Source organism: Actinoplanes sp. NPDC004185, from assembly GCF_053603475.1.
The window spans coordinates 1-16252 of the sequence record NZ_JBSGFR010000074.1 but is presented as its reverse complement, the minus strand read 5'-3'; the positions used below and the strand labels follow the sequence as shown (position 1 = coordinate 16252).

The window sequence follows — 16252 nt, the reverse complement described above, 5'->3', positions numbered from 1 at the left end:
TCGTCCCGCGTTCAATAGCTTGTCATGCTCCGGGCGCTCGCCGGTCGCCCCGGCATGGGGCCGTCGATGCCCGTGTGGCTCAGGGCGCCGTCGGGACCAGCAGGATGCGGCCGGTGTGCGAGCGGGCCTCGATGAGCCTGTGGGCGGGGCGAAAAGCTTGACGACGGGGATCCGCTCCGGCTCTCCGGTCGTGGCGCCATAGACCACGGTACGGCCGAAGGGCGCGAGCAGGTCCAGGCTCGATTGCAGGACCGGTCCACCGACCGCGTCGAGGACGACGTCGGCACCGCCCGGAGCGGCGGCGCGGACGCGGTCGGGCCAGTCGGCCAGTGCGTAGTCGACGGCGACATCGGCGCCGACGCTCCGCACGAAGTCGAGTTTGCGTGACCCCCGGGCTGTGCCGATGACAGTGCCGGCGCCGAGGACCTTGGCGAGTTGGACGGCGAGGTGTCCGATGCCGCCGGCCGCGGCGTGGATCAGGACGGTGTCGCCGGGGCTCAGCCGCGCGGCGCGAAGAATCCGCAGGGCGACGGGAGCGCTCATGGCCAGCATGCTGGCGTCACCGGAATCGAGGTGGTCAGGGACCGCGGCAAGCCAGGACGCGTCAGCGACGACGTGGTCCGCGTACGCGTCCTCGGCCAGCGCGGCCACCCGCCGACCCCTGAGCCGCGGGTCGACGCCGGGGCCCACCCCGACGACCGTGCCGACGACGTCACCGGTCGGCCGGCCCGGCAGCGGACGCTGGAAGATGCTGCCGCTGCCGGGTCCCCGGCGGAACCGGGTGTCGACGAAGTTGACACCGATCGCCTCGGCTCGCAGCAGTACCTGTCCCGCCTGCGGGACCGGCTGGTCGGCGTCCTCGACGGTCAGCACCTCCGGCCCGCCGTACTCGTAGTACCGGACGCGTCGCATGGCCGCCCTCACCTAGACTGGACCGGTAGTCAACTTCAGTCAGGACGTTACTTGACCGACGGTCCACTTGTCGAGGTGTCATGCCGGAATCCGAACGACTCCGCGCCGACGCGGTCCGCAACCGCACGGCAATCCTGCGCGCCACCGAAGAGCTACTGACCCGCTGCCACCCGCAGCAGATCTCCATGGAGAAGGTGGCCGCCGCGGCCGGCGTCGGCAAGGGCACCGTGTTCCACCGCTTCGGCAGCCGGCACGGGCTCATGCGGGCGCTCATGCAGGAGCGCGCGCAAGACCTGGAGACCGCCATCAGCACCGGTCCGCCACCGCTGGGCCAGGGCGCCCCGCCGCGCGCCCGGCTCCTGGCCTTCCTCACCGCGATGGTCGAGCTGGTCGCCCGCAACAAGGGCCTGCTCGCCGCCCTGGGCCCGGCGGCGCCCGTCACCGCCGTGCCGGACCAGCAACCGCGCGAGGCACACCCGGTCTACCGGTCCTGGCACGACCACATCAGCCACCTGGTCCACCAGCAACGTCAGGACCTCGACGCCGACATGCTCGCCCACGTCCTCCTGGCCACCCTGCACAGCGAGCCCATCCTCGACGCCCTGGAGCGTGGCGACGGGAACCGCCTCACCCGCACCTTGCACGATCTCGTGACCAGCCTGATGCCCGCTCTCTAGTCCCGATCGAAGGTCCGAACCTGTGTCCGGTATCCGCGGCCGGCTCCGTCTTCGGGATCCACCAGGATGACGAAATCGGGCAGAGCGGTGGGCGCCGGCCGTCCGGCACCGTCCACCTGACCCGGTTCGGCCTTCCAGTCGATCAGGGCGATCGTCACGCTCCAGCGACCTGCTCGCAGCGGAACCCGCAAGCCGTCGTCCTCCTCCGCCCCGACATGCTCCAGGCCGCTGATCAGCGCATCGCCCGTCGTGGTCAACAGGTACGGCTCCGAGGTGACGACCACGTACTTACGTTCCCGCTCCGTCAGTTGCGCCGGAGCCGCCACTTCGCCGGCCCGCGCCAGGACCTGGAACGCGCCGTCACCGCCGATGTTCAACGGTATGAGGGCGCCCGTCGCGATGTGCCGGGCTATGTCCTCGTCCTCCAGCAGCTCCGACTCCCAGGTGTCGTAGTCGACGATGCCGCCGAAGGAGCCGGCCGCCCACAGCGCGCCCATCCCCGCGTCGGTGGCCATCACGCCGGTGATTTCCATGGGTCGCACTCCTTCGACTCGCATCGGGAAAGACAGCCGAATGCGGCCATGAGATCAGAACGCCGGGGCAAGGAACGCGACAGGCCCTCGCTATCCTGCGGCGATGGCAGGGTTCGACCGGGCTGAGGTGGTGGCGAACGATCCTTGGCCCCTGGCCCCGGGGCTCCTGGCGAACTGCGTGACTGGCGCCGAGGACGTCTTCGCCCTGCCTCCTCAACGGTGACATCGACGTACCGGGTGCGAACAGGGATCGCCCCGGGCACCATTTCGGCCCGAGGCGATCCGCTGCTGCCGGCCGCGGGTCAGCGGCTCCCGCCGGCGCGGGAGCGCAGCATCCGGCGGACCAGGTCGGACCGCTCCCGCAAGGTCTTCCCGACCACCGGGGCGACCCGCCCGGCCGCCTCCTCCGCCCGGTCGAGGAACGCCTCGTCGACGCCGAAGCGGGGGAACAGCCGGCCGGTGTAGGCCATCGCCAGGATCATGCCGCCCCGGTCCAGGCCGGGCAGCAGCTCCAGGTACTTCTCCGCGTACGGCGCCAGCAGCTCGTCCTGGCCGGGAACCCAGAACGCCGCGGCGACCGGGCCGAACGAGCCGACCGGCACCGACCGGTCGACGGCCAGCGTCTGCCACACCGCCGCCTTCTCGTCCGGGTCCGGGGCGGCGGCCCGAACGGCCAGGGCGCGCCGCTGGGCGTCCGGGTCCGGGTCACGCTTGAGCAGGTCGTCGACCTCGCCGGCGGTCGGCGCGCCCAGCTCGGCCTTGCGCACCAGCGCGTGCCACCGCAGGTCCACGTCGTCACCGGCCTGCTCCTGCAGCCACGCCACGTCGTCCAGGTCGCCGGCCGAGCGGGCGAACGCCCGCAGCGCCACCTGGCGGCGGCCGTCCTGTCCGGCCAGTTCGCGGCAGACGGCGGCGACCGCGGCGGTGAGCGCGGCCCGTTCGGCCTCCGGCGCCCACATCTCCGCGATGGTGCCGGCCATCGTCAGGTAGGGCTCGATCACCGCGTCCGAGGTCTCCACGCGCAGCACGTCCAGCACGCAGGTGGCCGCTGCGCGCGCGCCGAGCTCGCCCGTGATCAGCATGTCGTAGACCGTGGCCACGGCCACGCCGCGCGAGACGGCGGTCGGCAGGGCGGGCGCCGCGGCCAGCAGCCCGGCGATGTCACCGGCGGCCGGCCGGGTCGTCGCGAACGTCAGGTCGTCGTCGTTGGCCAGCAGGAAGTCGGCCCCGGCGGGCACTGTCACCGGCGTACGGGGACCCTGCACCTCGACCCGGACCAGTGCGGTCCGCTCCAGCCGGTCACCGTCGCGGCGGTACGCACCCACGCCGACCACCTGCGGTCGCGGGTCGCCCGCAGGCCCGCGGCCCACCAGCACGACGTCGTCGCCGTCCGTCTCCAGGGTGAGCCGGTCGGTCCCGGCCGTCTCCAGCCAGCCGCGGCGCCAGGCGTTCAGGTCGCGCCCACCGGCCGCGCCCAGCGCGTCGATCAGGTCCTGCAGGGTGGTGTTGCCCCAGGCGTGCTGCGCGAAGTAGGCGGTCATGCCGGCGGCGAAGTTGTCCTCGCCGACGTAGGTCATGAGCTGCTGCAGGACCGAGGCACCCTTCGGGTACGTGATCGCGTCGAAGATCGACGCCGCCTGCGCGACGTCGCGGATCGGCAGGCTGATCGGGTGCGAGGTCGGGCCCTGGTCCGCGACGTACGCGGTGAGCTTCTCCGCCGCGAGATGCCCCGCCCAGGCGTCCGTGTACGCCGTCGCGCTCACCGCGGCCCAGTGGCAGGCGAACTCGGCGAACGCCTCGTTGAGCCAGAGGTCGTCCCACCAGCGCATGGTGACGATGTTGCCGAACCACATGTGCGCCATCTCGTGCAGCAGCACCCGGGCCAGCAGGCCCCGCTCGGCCGGTGTCGGCGTGCTGCGCCGCAGGAAGACGTCCGACCAGGTGACGCAGCCGTAGTTCTCCATCGCCCCGCCGAACTCGGGCATGAACACCTGGTCGTAGGTGCGCTGCGGGAACGGCATCCCGAAGACCTCGCCGTAGAACGCCAGGCCCTGGCTGGTCAGGGTGAACATCTCGGCGGCGTCGCGGTCCAGCACCGCGGCGAGCGACCGCCGGGTGAACAGGCCCAGGTCACGGCCGTCGACCTCACGCCGGATCTCGTACAGCGGGCCGGCGTTGATGACGGTGTTGTAGGGCGAGAGCGCCGGGGTGTCGGGGAACGTCCAGGTGCGGGCGTCGCCCCGCTCCTGCACCCGGGCGTTGCCGGAGCCGGAGTTGCTGGTCACGGTCCAGCCGGCCGGGGCGGTGACAGTGAACGCGTGCGGCGCCTTGAGATCGGGCTGGTCGAAGCACGTCCACACGTACCGGGCCTCGTCCGGCTCGAACGACATCCAGACGTACACCTCGCCGTCGGCCGGGTCGACGGCCTTGTGCACGCCCTCACCCTCGGTGGTGTCGGACTGCACGCTCTCCACCCGCAGGACGTTGCGGGCGGCGAGACCGTCCAGCTCGATCCGGCCGTCGGCGGCGGGACCGAGCGGCCGGTCGTTGAGCGTGGCGCTCACCACCTCGGCGGCGCAGTCGACGAAGGTCCGGGCGCCGGGCTCCCGGCAGGTGAAGGTCACCGTGGACACGGACCGCACGTGCGGTCCGGTCGGCAGGTCGGTCAGGTCGACGGCGATGTCGTACCGGTCGACCGAGATCAGCGAGGCGCGTGTCTCGGCCTCGGTCTGGGTCAGGCTGCGGGTCGGCAATGGTCCTCCTCCAGGATCCCCCCGATGGTAGGAGCACCCCGCCGGTCACGGGGGTACGGCAGGATCGGTCCGATGGAGATACCGGAGCTGCGGCCGGGCAGCGAGTTCATCGGCACCGCCCGCGAGATCCTCGCGCACGAGCGGTCCCGCCTGGCCGATCGGCTGGGCGAGCACGAGCTGGTCCTGGTCGGCGGCAGTTCCGTGCCCGCCGCCCTGACCAAGGGCGACGTCGACCTGCACCTGCGGGTGCCCCCGGCGGGGTTCGGCCCGGCCGTCGCCGGCCTGCGGGAGATCTATGCGGTGGTGCATCCGGAGATCTGGCAGGAGTCGCTGGCGACGTTCGAGGTCCCGGGCGCGCCGTTGCCGACCGGCGTCGCGGTGACGCCGGTCGGCTCGGAGCACGACACCAGGTTTCGCCGGGGGTGGCAGCTGCTCGCCGCCGATCCCGCCCTGGTCGAGGCCTACAACGCCATGAAGCTGCGGCACCGGGACCGTCCCGGGGAGTACGAGCAGCGCAAGTCCGCCTTCTTCGACATGCTCATGGGCTTTCGGTGACACGCTCGTTGAGCCGGGAGTGCCGGCGGCTGTAGCCGAAGTAGACGATCAGGCCGATGACGAACCACACGAGGAAGCGCAGCCAGGTGGTCGGGGTGAGGAAGGTGATCAGCCAGATGGAGAAGACCACGCCGAGCGCGGGGATCACCGGCATGCCGGGCAGCCGGAACGAGCGGGGCAGGTCCGGGCGCCGGTAGCGCAGCACGATCACCGCCACGCAGACCACGACGAAGGCCAGCAGGATGCCGATGTTGGTCAGCTCCGCCGCCTCCCGGATGGGCAGCAGCCCGGCGATGACGGCCGAGGCCACGCCGGCGATCCAGGTGACCCGGCTGGGCACCCGGCGCACCGGGTGCACCTTGGCGAACCAGGCCGGCAGCAGGCCGTCGCGGCTCATGGCGTACCAGACGCGGGTCACGCCGAGCATGAAGGTGAACATGACGGTGAGGATGCCGATGATCGCGCCGACCGCGATGACGTCGGCCAGCCCGGACAGCCCGACCGAGGCGAACGCGGTGGAGAAGCCGCTCTCCGGGTCGATCTCACGGTAGTTCTGCATGCCGGTGAGCACCAGGGTGGCCAGCACGTACAGGACCATCGAGACGGCCAGTGAGTAGATGATCGCCTTGGGCAGGTGCTTCTTGGCGTCGCGGGACTCCTCGGCGGCCGTGCTCATCGCGTCGTAGCCGAAGACGGCGAAGAACACGGTGGCGGCGCCGGTGATCGCGCCGCTGACACCGAACGGGAAGAACGGCCGGTAGTTCTCCGACTTGACGTAGAAGAAGCCGACCACGATGACCAGCAGCACCACGACGACCTTGAGCGCGACCACCCCGGTCTCGAACCGGGCCGCCGCCTTGATCCCCCGGTTGAGCAGGAAGGCGATCAGCAGGCACAGCACCACGGCGAACAGGTCCACCACGTGCCCGTCGCCGCTGCCGGGCGCCCCCAGCATCCAGGCGGGCAGGTTCACGCCGAGCTCACCCATCAGGAAGGCGAAGTAGCCGGAGATGCCGATCGCCACCACCGCCACGATGGCGATGTACTCCAGCAGCAGGTCCCAGCCGATGAACCAGCCGACGATCTCGCCGAGCACGACGTAGCCGTACGTGTAGGCCGACCCGGCCTTGGGGATCATGCCGGCGAACTCCGCGTACGACAGCGCGGCGGCGGCGCTGGCGATGCCCGCTATCAGGAACGAGATCAGCACGGCGGGCCCGGCGGTCTCGTTGGCCACCGCGCCGGCCAGCGCGAAGATGCCGGCGCCGATGATGCCGCCGACCCCGATGGCGGTCAGCTGCCACAGTCCGAGCGTGCGGGTCAGGCCGGTCTCCTGCTCGTCCGCGATCTCCTCGACCGGTTTGCGGCGGAAGATTCCCGATCCGCGGCCGAACTCCGGTGTCGCTGTCATGGCCCCCTCCTCGTGGAGTACGCCACGGCGTCCCACCGATGGGCCGCCCCTCCCACCGGAGTACCACGTCGCCGATCAAAAAGCATCCACACGGGTAGATGTCATCGCCTCGAACCGGTCGCGGGAGCGTGCAACCCCGCCGGGCGCGCATCCGTCTGGGGGGTGCGACTCGATCGCCCGTACGGACCGGCCCGGTCCGCACGGTCGTTTCCTCCAGGAGTGACCTCACCATGGATCTGCACCCTCAGTCCGACCCCGCCGGTACGGCCCCGCGCCACCGCCGCACCGCGCTGGCCGTCGGCGGTTCCGCCTTCGCCGTCGCCGCGATCGTGGCCGCGTTCTCCTTCGCCGGCGGCGGTACGGGCTCCGCCGGGCAGGCGCAGCCGCCGGCCGACCGGCCCGCCGTCGCCGCCGCGGCCACCCAGCTCGTGTCCTACACCGGTAAGCAGCCCCAGGGTTTCAGCCTGGACAAGGTGCCGGACGGCTGGTTCGTGCAGGCCGACGACGCCTCCAGCATCGTGCTCGCGCCCCGGAGCGCGGCCGGCGGGCCGAAGGTCGACCCGTCCACCAACCCGCTGAAGGACCCGCGCAGCTTCGTCGGCAAGATCGCCGTGATGCTGCAGTCCAAGGACCAGAAGGGGGCGCCCGCGGGCACGGCCGTCGACGTCGGGGGCCGCAAGGGCGTGCTGGTCAAGGGCACGGACAACACCGACGGCCGGACGCTGTGGGTGGAGCAGCCCTCGGGCACCTACCTGCTGATCCAGTTCTGGGACGGCATCGGGCTGAGCCAGGACGCCATGGTGGACTTCGGCGCCGGTGTCCACGTGGAGAAGGGTGCCCAGCAGGGCGTCGGCTGACCCTGACGCCGGCCGCCGCCCCGCCGGCGGCCGGCTCCTCCCCGGCGTTCGCGGCGCTGGGCGGGACTGCGGATGCCACGATGGTCGCCATGACACTGGTACACACGGTCCGCTTGCGCTTCGGCGACCTCTCGCGGGCCGCCGCCACCCACACGAACCTGTCCGCGGTGCGGGTCGACGGCCGGGTGCTCTGGATCGCGGGTGACGAGACTGCGACGGTCGAGCGCCTGGTGGCCGACGACCCGGCCCAGCCGGCCGAGTACGCCGACGAGCGGACCTTCCGGCTCGCCGACTTCATCGACCTGCCCGGCGCGGACGCCGACGAGGAGGCCGACATCGAGGGCCTGGCCCGCACCGGGCACTTCCTGTGGGCGGTCGGGTCGCACAGCCTGCGCCGCAAGCAGATCAAGGCCAAGCACGACCGCGACAAGGCGCTGCGGCGGCTGACCCGGGTCGAGGGCCAGGACAACCGTCAGGTGCTGCTCCGGTTGCCGATCGCCGAGGTCGACGGCCTGCCCACGCCCGTACGCGAGCTCGTCGTGGACGGCGAGCACCACCGGGCCGCCCAGCTCGACAAACGGGACGGGCTGCGGACGCTGCTGCGCCACGACCCCCACCTGGCGCCCTTCCTGGCCATTCCCGGCAAGGACAACGGGCTGGACATCGAGGGCATCGCGGTCAGCGGCGACCGGGTGTACCTCGGGCTGCGCGGTCCGGTGCTGCGCGGCTGGGCGTTCGTGCTGGAGCTGCGGCCGTACGTGGACCCCGCCGAGCCCGGCCGGCTGCGGCTGCGCCCCTTCGACGACGGCCTGGAGTACCGCAAGCACGTCCTGGACCTGGACGGGCTGGGTGTGCGTGACCTGTGCCCGGACGGCGACGACCTGCTGGTGCTGGCCGGCCCGACGATGAGCCTGGACGGCCCGGTGCGGATCTACCGCTGGCACGGCGCCTACCGGGTGGCGATGCCCGCGGTCGTGCGCGGCGAGGTGCTGACCCGCGAGCTGGAGATCACCTACGGCGAGGGCGACGACCACGCCGAGGGCATGGGCCTGATCGGGCGCCCGGGCGACAAGCTCGCCATGATCGTCTTCGACAGCCCGGCCGCGGTCCGGCTGACCGACGACGGCGCGGTGATCGCCGACGTGGTCCGGCTGCCCTGATCCACCGGCCGCCCGGGCAGGCGGCCCTGACATGATGCCGCGATGACACTCGACGCGGCGGTGGTGGTGGCCGGGCTCGGGCCGGTCGGTGGGGTGCTGGCCGCGCTGCTCGGGGCCCAGGGCGTCCGGACCGTGGTGGTCGAGCCGAACGTCCGGCCGTACCCGAAGCCCCGGGCCGCCGTGCTGGAGATCGAGTCCATCCGGTTGCTGTCGCTGATCCCCGGGCTGGCGCCGCGCGACGCCTGGTCGGTGCCGCTGATCCGCAACGGCGCCGTCGGCGCCGACCGGCGGCCGCTGTTCCTGCTGACGCAGCGGGCCCAGGCGTTCGGGCACCCGCAGGTCGTGCGCATCGACCAGCCGGCGCTGGAGACCGCGCTGCGGGCCGCCCTCGCCGGGCTGCCCTCGGTCGAGGTGCTCGCCGGACGCGCCGTCCAGGCAGTCGAGCAGTCCGCCGACCGCGTCGTCGCGGTCCTCGACGACGGGCGACGGATCACCGCGCAATGGCTCGTGGGCTGCGACGGCACGTCCGGCACCGTGCGCACCGAGGCCGGCATCGCCTTCACCGGCGACACGTTCGCGCAGCCCTGGCTGGTCGTGGACGCGGCGAGCACCGCCACGGACGACACCGGGGTGGACGGCACCGCCGACGGCAACCCGACGGTGGCGTTCGTGCTGGACCCCGCACGGCCGGCGGTGGCCATGTCCAGCCCGGGCCGCCGGCGCTGGGAATGGATGCTGCTGCCCGGGGAGCAGCCCGAGGCCATGCTCCGGCCGGAGACGGTCCGCGCGCTGGTCGAGCCGTGGACCGATCCAGACCGGCTCGAGGTCCAGCGGGCGGCCGTGTTCACGTTCCACGCGCGGATGGCGCAGCGGTGGCGGGCCGGGCGGGTGCTGCTGGCCGGGGACGCGGCGCACGCGATGCCGCCGTTCGCCGGCGCCGGGCTGGGCATGGGGATCAGGGACGCCGGCGCGCTGGCCTGGCGGCTGCGCGAGGGCGGCGATCCGGATCAGCTCGACGCGTACGAGCGGGAGCGCCGACCGGACGTGGCCGCGACCACCGCGCTGGCGTTGCGGATCGGCCGGGTGCTGCAGACCCGTAACCGGGCCGCCGCGCTGGTGTTCCGCGGCCTGGCCCGCAGCCTCAACGCCGTGCCCGGCCTCCAGCGCCGGCTGGGCGACCGCCCGCTCCCGCCGCGCCGCCTGCCCCGCGCCGTGGCCGGGCCGCTGCCGCGGGCGGGCCACGTGCTGCCGAACCCGTGGGTCCGGGTGGATGGCGGCCCGCCCGTCCGGCTCGACGACGTGATCGGCTACCGGTGGGCCTTCCTCGGTCACGGCTGCGATCCCCGCCGGGTGCCCGGGGCCGAGCGGCCCGGCGCGGTCCACCTGGCGCTGGACCTGGCCGCCCCGGCGCCCGGGTGCCTGGCCGTGGAGGACCTCGACGGCCTGCTCCGGGGTACGGCCGGCACGGTCACCGCCGTGCGTCCCGACCGTTTCCTGCTCGGCGTCCTGCGTCCCGGCTGAGCGGGTCCGCCGCCGCCGTCCCCGGCGCTGACGGATGATGGACGGGTCGACGGAGAGGATGCACATGCCGACGAGCACCGTGACGGCGTCCGCGAGCTGCCGCGCGAGCACCGCCGAGGAGGCCCTCCTGGCGCAGCTGCGGCGCACCGAGCCGGCGTCGTTCGGCGCCATGTTCCTCGACCGGGTGGCCCGGACGCCCGCGGCGGAGGCCTACCGGCGCCCGGACAGCCAGGGCGCCTGGCGGTCGCAGAGCTGGGCCGAGACCGGTACGGCGGTCACCGAGATCGCCGCCGGACTGCTCGGCCTCGGGTTGCGGGCGCAGGAACGGGTCGCGATCCTGGCCGGCACCCGTACGGAGTGGATCGAGGCCGACTTCGGCGTCATGTGCGCGGGCGGCGCCACGACCACGGTCTATCCCAGCAGCTCGGCCGCCGAGGTCACGCACATCCTCACCGACTCGGCGAGCCGCTTCGCCGTCGTGGAGCACGCCGGGCACCTGGCCAAGGTCTTCGCCGCGGGCTCCCCGGTCGAGCATGCCGTGCTCATCGACGGCACGCCCGACGACGGTGACAGCCGGGTGCTAACCCTGGCCGGCCTGCGCGCCCGCGGCCGGGAGCTGCTCGCCGCCGAGCCCGCCGCGGTACGCGAGGCCTGCGCCGCCATCCGGGCCGGCGACCTGGCGACGCTGATCTACACCTCCGGCACCACCGGGCTGCCCAAGGGCGTCCGGGTCACCCACCACAGCTGGATCTACCAGGGCCTGGCCATCCAGGCCATGGGCTTCCTGGGCCCGGACGACCTGGGCTATCTCTGGCTCCCGCTGGCCCACGCCTTCGGCAAGGCCCTGCTCTCCTGTCAGCTCTCGGTAGGTTTCGCGTTCGCCGTGGACGGTGACGTGGGCCGGCTCGTCGAGCGGCTGCCGGTGGTCCGGCCGACGATCATCCCGGCGGTGCCGCGGATCTTCGAGAAGGTGTACGCCGGGGTCCTGGCCACCGTGCAGTCCGGCCCGGTGACCGCACGCCTGTTCGGCTGGGGCATCGGCGTCGGGTCCCGGGTGTCCCGGCTGCGCCGGCGGGGCGAGCGGCCGGGCCGGTTCCTCGCCGTCCAGCACCGCATCGCCGACCGGCTGGTGCTCGCGCGCGTCCGGGGCCGGTTCGGCGGCCGGCTGCGCTTCTTCATCTCCGGGGCGGCCGCGCTGTCCACGGAGATCGGCGAGTGGTTCGACGCCGCCGGGCTGCCCGTGCTGGAGGGCTACGGCCTCACCGAGACGTGCGCCACCACGTTCTTCAACCGGCCCGGCAGCCCGGAGTACGGCACCGTGGGACTGCCGTTGCCCGGCACCGGCGTCGCCCTGGCCGAGGACGGGGAGATCCTGGTCCGCGGCCCCGGCGTGATGGAGGGCTACCACGACGCCCCCGCGGCCACCGCCGACGCGCTGGCCGGGGGCTGGCTGCACACCGGTGACATCGGCGAGATCACCGCGGCCGGCTCGTTGCGGATCACCGACCGCAAGAAGGACCTGATCAAGACCTCGAACGGCAAGTACGTGGCGCCGCAGACGATCGAGGCGCGGTTCAAGGGGATCTGCCCGCTGGCGAGCCAGATCGTGGTGCACGGCGAGGGGCGCAAGTACATCACCGCCCTGATCGACCTCGACCCGGACGCCGTACGCGCCTGGGCGCCCCGGCACGGGCTCGGCGACACCGACTACGCCGGGATCACTCGCTCGGCGCAGCTGACCGAAGCCGTGGGCGGTTACGTCGAGCAGCTCAACGCGACGCTGGCGCCGTGGGAGACCATCAAGAAGTTCCTGGTCCTCGACCACCACCTGGCCGTCGAGGGCGGCGACCTCACCCCGTCGCTGAAGGTGCGGCGCCGCGCGGTCGAGACCCGGTACGCCGATCTGCTCGACTCGCTCTACCCCGCGGGCCCGCCCGGTCAGTGATGCCCGTCGATGCATTGACTTCGCGGCGGGAAGGGGAAATCCTCAGGGAGCGCTCTCCAGCGCACAACGGTCCGGGATGTCCCCCGGCGCCTCCGGCGCATCCCCACCGGACGCCACCCCCGTGCGGCCCCCACCGCAGCGGCGTCGCAGCGGAGGCAGAAGCGGGAAACGACCATGCCGAAGTCACGTCTCGCCACCGCCGCCCTGGCGCTGGCCCTGACCGCCATCTTCGCCCTCTCCCCCGCCGGCCCCGCCGGCGCGGCGCAGAGCATCCGGGCCGCCGATCCCAGCGTCATCCGGGTCGGCGGCACCTACATCTCGGCCCAGTCGCTCAACGGCGGCATCGCCGTCCGGCAGGCATCGTCCCCTGATGGACTCGCGGCCGCACCGGCCCGTCAGGTGTGGTCCGACAGCCGCGGCCGGGGCGAGGTGTGGGCCCCGGAGATCGTCGTCGACGGCGGTCGCTACTACATCTACTTCTCGGCCGGCACCGGCGCCGCCCACCGCATGTACGCGATCAGCTCGGCCGCCCCGGACACCGGCTACACCGCGGAGACCCAGCTCGCGCTGCCGGACGACAAGTGGGCCGTCGACGGCGCGCTGTTCACCTTCAACGGCCAGCGCTGGTTCGTGTGGTCCGGCTGGGCCGGTGACACCAACGTCGAGCAGAACCTCTACCTGGTCCGGATGAGCAACCCGACCACTCCCACCGGCGGCCGGTACGTCATCTCGCAGCCCCGCGAGCCCTGGGAGCGCGTGGTCGGCAACCCCTTCATCAACGAGGGTCCCGAGCCGATCCGCGACCCCAACGGTCAGCTGCACATCGTCTACTCCGCCAACGGCAGCTGGAGCGAGCAGTACTGCCTCGCCGACCTGCGGCTGCGCGCCGGCGGTGACCCGGGCTACGTCTGGGACTGGTACAAGTCCAACGGCTGCCTCTTCGGCTCCCAGCGCGCCACGATGATGGCCGGCTGGGATCCGACGCTGTCGGTCAACGGCCCCGGGCACCACAGCTTCGTGCTGCTCAACGGCGACATCGCGACCAGCCCGCCGGCCGGCCCGCGGTTCCCGCTGATGTTCCACGCCGTGCCGAAGGGCACGCCGTACACATGGGGCAACCGGTTCTGGTACACCGGCACCTTCGCGTGGTGGGGCAACACCGTCTACAGCAGAGCGAACGTGCCGGGCGCGACCTCCGACACCGGCTGGGGACTCAAGTTCTTCGAATAGGACTCACCGGACGCGCAGCAGCTCGGTGCCGAGGGTGCGCCCGGCCTCGGTCCACGGGGCCGGGCGCATGGTGACCGGATCCAGGCGCACGTTGACCCGGCGGCCCTCGGCGAAGACCGTGGCGCCGTCGGCGGAGGTCACCCGGAACCGGTAGTCCGCACTGGTCCGGCCCATGCTCTCCAGCCAGAAGTGCACGCTGATCTCGCCGGTGCCGCGGACCGGGCGGTGGAAGGTGACGGAGTATTCGCGGACCACGTTGAAGGCGTCCGGCGTGGTGGGCCGGCCGCCGGAGAACGAGACCCCCCGTGCGGCCCACCAGAGCACGATCGCCCGTTCCACGAGCACCGCGTAGCGGGAGTTGTGCAGCACGCCCATGGCGTCCAGATCGTCGAAGTGCACGGGCATGGGGACGACGCCGCCGTGCGGCAGCGTCTCGGTCGCGGTGGTCATGTCAGCTCCGGGAGGATCGTCGGGTCGGTGGCCAGCGCACGCAGATGCTCGAGCTGCGCTCGGCGGGCACGCCGGAAGGTCACGTCTCGTCCCAGCACCGGCGCCTGCATCACGGCGCAGACACCCAGGGACTCGGTCTGGTAAGCGATGCCCTCGGGCACCGCGCCGGGCCGCAGCTCGCCGAGCGCGACGGCGTCGGCGGCCAGGCCGGTCAGGAAGGTCATCCAGTCGGCCAGCTCGGCGGCCAGCCGGTCCCGGATGACGCCCGGGCGGGCGTTGTACTCGAAATGGGCGTTGGCGAAGAAGCAGCCACCCGGCAGGACCTCGGCCTCGTAGAAGGACAGCCGGATGTCGTGCACCGCCCACAGCCGGCGGACCCCGCGCGGCGCGGCCAGCGCGGGCCGGATGATCCGCTCGGTCCACTGGGCCCGGGCGTGCTCGATCACCGCGAGCTGCAACGCCTCCTTGGACCGCCAGTGCGCGAACAGGCCCGACTTGCTGACGCCGAGCGCGTCGGCGACCTGGCTCAATGACAGGCCACCGAGGCCGGCCACGGTGGCCAGCACCACGGCTTGATCGAGCACCGCGGTGCGGGTGCGTTCCCCGCGGATCAGCCGGCCGTCCTGGGTCATGCGGTCACCGTACAATAAGACCGACCGTTCGTAAATATAGTGGCGGCCACCCACTGGGTGGGTGCGACGCACCCTCCTCGCGCATCCGCCGGGCTCCTAGCGTGGGGCCATGACAAAGACCTCCCACCCGTACGCCGGCATGTGGGTCACCGCCGACGGCACCATCCGCCACGAACTCCTGCCCGAAGGCCGCTACGTCGAGGCCCGTGGCAGCCGCGAGCGGGCGTACACCGGCCGGTACGAGATCAGCGGCGACCACATCGACTACGTCGACGACATCGGCTTCACCGCCGACGGCGACTTCATCGACGGTGTCCTGCACCACGCCGGGATGGTGCTGCGCCGCCGCTCCCCGGGAGACAATCGGTCATGACCAGGGACGGGATGCTGGGCGACTTCCTGCGGGCCCGGCGGGCCGAGGTGACACCGCAGCAGGTGGGCCTGCCCGCCGCGGCCGGGCGGCGGGTCACCGGGCTGCGCCGCGAGGAGGTGGCCGCCCTGGCCGGCATGAGCGTGGACTACTACGTCCGCCTCGAGCAGGACCGGGAACGGCATCCTTCGCCGCAGATCCTCGACGCGCTGGCCCGGGTGCTGCGGTGGAGCCACGACCAGCGGATGCACGCGTACCGGCTGGCCGGGCTGCTGCCCGTGGCCCCGCTGGCGGCTTCGGCCGAGCTCGCCGATCCGGCCCTGGCCGATCTGCTCGGCGCGTGGCGGGACAACCCGGCGATCGTGTTCGGCCGCGCGTACGACATCCTCGCCCGCAACCCGCTCGCCGAGGCGCTGTTCGCCGACGTCGGGGAGCACGGCAACCCGATCCACGCCGTTTTCCTCGACCCGTCGGCGCGCGCGTTCTACGCCGACTGGGCGGCCGTGGCCCGCAGCAGCGTGGGCGCCCTGCGGCTGGCCGCCGGGGCGGCACCGGCGGACGACCGGGTCGCCACGGTGGTGCGCACCCTGTCCGAGCACAGCGAGGAGTTCCGCCGCCTGTGGTCCCGCCACGACGTGACCGGCAAGACGCTGGAGACCAAGCGGGTCGTGCACCGCGAGGTCGGCGAGCTGACCCTGGCCATGCACACGTTCGACGTCCGGTCCGCGCCCGGCCAGCAGCTCGTCGTCTACCACGCGCCGCCCGGCAGCCCCTCGGCCGACGCGCTGGCCCTGCTCGGCTCGCTCGCCGCCGCCCGGGGGCCCGGCTCAGAACGCGGCGTCGTACAGGGCTGACAGTTCCGGCGTCGCCCGGCCGCTGTAGCCGCACACCAGGGCCTGTCCGTCGGAAGCGGCGACGAGGTACTGCCCGCCGGGCTCGAAGACCGTCGCCCCGATCAGTGCCTCGCTGTTGCCGTCGCTCTGCGCGACCTCGACGACGTCCGTGGGCGGGCCGGCGTACAGGCGGGTGACGCGCAGGAACGCGGTGCCGTCGGCCACCCGTTCGACGGTGCCGGCGAAGGCCAGCGGGACCTCGGCGAGCCTCGCGGGCTCGGGCGGCATGCACTTCGCCGCGGTGTCCCCGGCGACGACGATGCGCGTCACCACGGCGATGGCCGGGCTCACCGGCGCCGGCCCCGGTCCGGGGCCGGGGCCGTCGGACGAGCTGCCGTGATGGGTTCCCGGTC

The 16252-nt window shown here is 72.9% G+C and carries 15 protein-coding genes and 1 pseudogene; 9 read left to right on the top strand and 7 right to left on the bottom strand.

Annotated elements, in window-relative coordinates; translation table 11 throughout:
* Positions 1-213 precede the first annotated feature (213 nt).
* Positions 214-912: pseudogene (locus tag ACWEOZ_RS41325) on the bottom strand (quinone oxidoreductase family protein); the annotation flags it as partial.
* 80 nt (positions 913-992) lie between these two features.
* Between ACWEOZ_RS41325 and ACWEOZ_RS41320 the strand changes: the two are divergent.
* Entirely contained in the window at positions 993-1589 is a 597-nt protein-coding gene (locus tag ACWEOZ_RS41320) for a TetR/AcrR family transcriptional regulator (protein WP_451916144.1), read from the top strand.
* On the opposite strand, the gene ACWEOZ_RS41315 is transcribed toward ACWEOZ_RS41320, so the two are convergent.
* Together ACWEOZ_RS41315 and pepN are read right to left on the bottom strand one after the other, a co-directional pair.
* A complete protein-coding gene (locus ACWEOZ_RS41315) occupies positions 1586-2107 on the bottom strand; it encodes a hypothetical protein (RefSeq protein ID WP_451916143.1) in 522 nt (173 codons plus the stop codon). The two genes, ACWEOZ_RS41320 and ACWEOZ_RS41315, sit on opposite strands and share 4 nt — an antisense overlap.
* 317 nt (positions 2108-2424) lie before the next feature.
* The gene (gene pepN, locus ACWEOZ_RS41310) at positions 2425-4875 is read right to left on the bottom strand and encodes an aminopeptidase N (protein WP_451916142.1); all 2451 of its coding nucleotides are present in this window, start codon (positions 4873-4875) and stop codon (positions 2425-2427) included.
* 72 nt (positions 4876-4947) lie between these two features.
* Here pepN and ACWEOZ_RS41305 point away from each other — a divergent pair, with 72 nt between their 5' ends.
* Positions 4948-5430: a hypothetical protein gene (locus ACWEOZ_RS41305; RefSeq protein WP_451916141.1), complete on the top strand. Its 483-nt coding sequence runs from the start codon at positions 4948-4950 to the stop codon at positions 5428-5430.
* Here the strand turns inward: ACWEOZ_RS41305 and ACWEOZ_RS41300 are convergent.
* Positions 5414-6841, bottom strand: a complete 1428-nt coding sequence (locus tag ACWEOZ_RS41300) for an amino acid permease (RefSeq protein WP_451916140.1) — start codon at positions 6839-6841, stop codon at positions 5414-5416. The genes ACWEOZ_RS41305 and ACWEOZ_RS41300 overlap by 17 nt on opposite strands.
* A 230-nt stretch (positions 6842-7071) precedes the next feature.
* Between ACWEOZ_RS41300 and ACWEOZ_RS41295 the strand changes: the two genes are divergently transcribed.
* From ACWEOZ_RS41295 to ACWEOZ_RS41275, 5 genes are all read left to right on the top strand, one after another.
* A complete protein-coding gene (locus tag ACWEOZ_RS41295) occupies positions 7072-7698 on the top strand; it encodes a hypothetical protein (RefSeq protein WP_451916139.1) in 627 nt (208 codons plus the stop codon).
* A gap of 89 nt (positions 7699-7787) precedes the next feature.
* On the top strand, positions 7788-8858 hold the full coding sequence (locus ACWEOZ_RS41290; RefSeq protein ID WP_451916138.1) for a DUF3616 domain-containing protein: 1071 nt from the start codon (positions 7788-7790) through the stop codon (positions 8856-8858).
* A gap of 42 nt (positions 8859-8900) precedes the next feature.
* Positions 8901-10379, top strand: coding sequence for an FAD-dependent monooxygenase (locus tag ACWEOZ_RS41285; RefSeq protein ID WP_451916137.1), 1479 nt, complete (start codon positions 8901-8903; stop codon positions 10377-10379).
* 64 nt (positions 10380-10443) lie between these two features.
* The gene (locus ACWEOZ_RS41280) at positions 10444-12324 is read left to right on the top strand and encodes an AMP-dependent synthetase/ligase (RefSeq protein WP_451916136.1); all 1881 of its coding nucleotides are present in this window, start codon (positions 10444-10446) and stop codon (positions 12322-12324) included.
* A gap of 174 nt (positions 12325-12498) precedes the next feature.
* Positions 12499-13554, top strand: a complete 1056-nt coding sequence (locus ACWEOZ_RS41275; RefSeq protein WP_451916135.1) for a glycoside hydrolase family 43 protein — start codon at positions 12499-12501, stop codon at positions 13552-13554.
* A gap of 3 nt (positions 13555-13557) precedes the next feature.
* On the opposite strand, the gene ACWEOZ_RS41270 is transcribed toward ACWEOZ_RS41275, so the two are convergent.
* Both ACWEOZ_RS41270 and ACWEOZ_RS41265 read right to left on the bottom strand, forming a co-directional pair.
* Positions 13558-14004, bottom strand: coding sequence for an acyl-CoA thioesterase (locus tag ACWEOZ_RS41270; RefSeq protein WP_451916134.1), 447 nt, complete (start codon positions 14002-14004; stop codon positions 13558-13560).
* Positions 14001-14636, bottom strand: a complete 636-nt coding sequence (locus ACWEOZ_RS41265) for a TetR/AcrR family transcriptional regulator (protein ID WP_451916133.1) — start codon at positions 14634-14636, stop codon at positions 14001-14003. Before ACWEOZ_RS41265 ends, ACWEOZ_RS41270 begins: the two co-directional genes overlap by 4 nt.
* A 109-nt stretch (positions 14637-14745) precedes the next feature.
* Between ACWEOZ_RS41265 and ACWEOZ_RS41260 the strand changes: the two genes are divergently transcribed.
* Positions 14746-15009: an Atu4866 domain-containing protein gene (locus ACWEOZ_RS41260; protein ID WP_451916132.1), complete on the top strand. Its 264-nt coding sequence runs from the start codon at positions 14746-14748 to the stop codon at positions 15007-15009.
* Positions 15006-15860: a helix-turn-helix transcriptional regulator gene (locus tag ACWEOZ_RS41255; protein WP_451916131.1), complete on the top strand. Its 855-nt coding sequence runs from the start codon at positions 15006-15008 to the stop codon at positions 15858-15860. Before ACWEOZ_RS41260 ends, ACWEOZ_RS41255 begins: the two co-directional genes overlap by 4 nt.
* Here the strand turns inward: ACWEOZ_RS41255 and ACWEOZ_RS41250 are convergent.
* Positions 15834-16252, bottom strand: a 419-nt coding sequence (locus ACWEOZ_RS41250) for a hypothetical protein (protein WP_451916130.1), incomplete at its 5' end; no start/stop codon positions are given. The two genes, ACWEOZ_RS41255 and ACWEOZ_RS41250, sit on opposite strands and share 27 nt — an antisense overlap.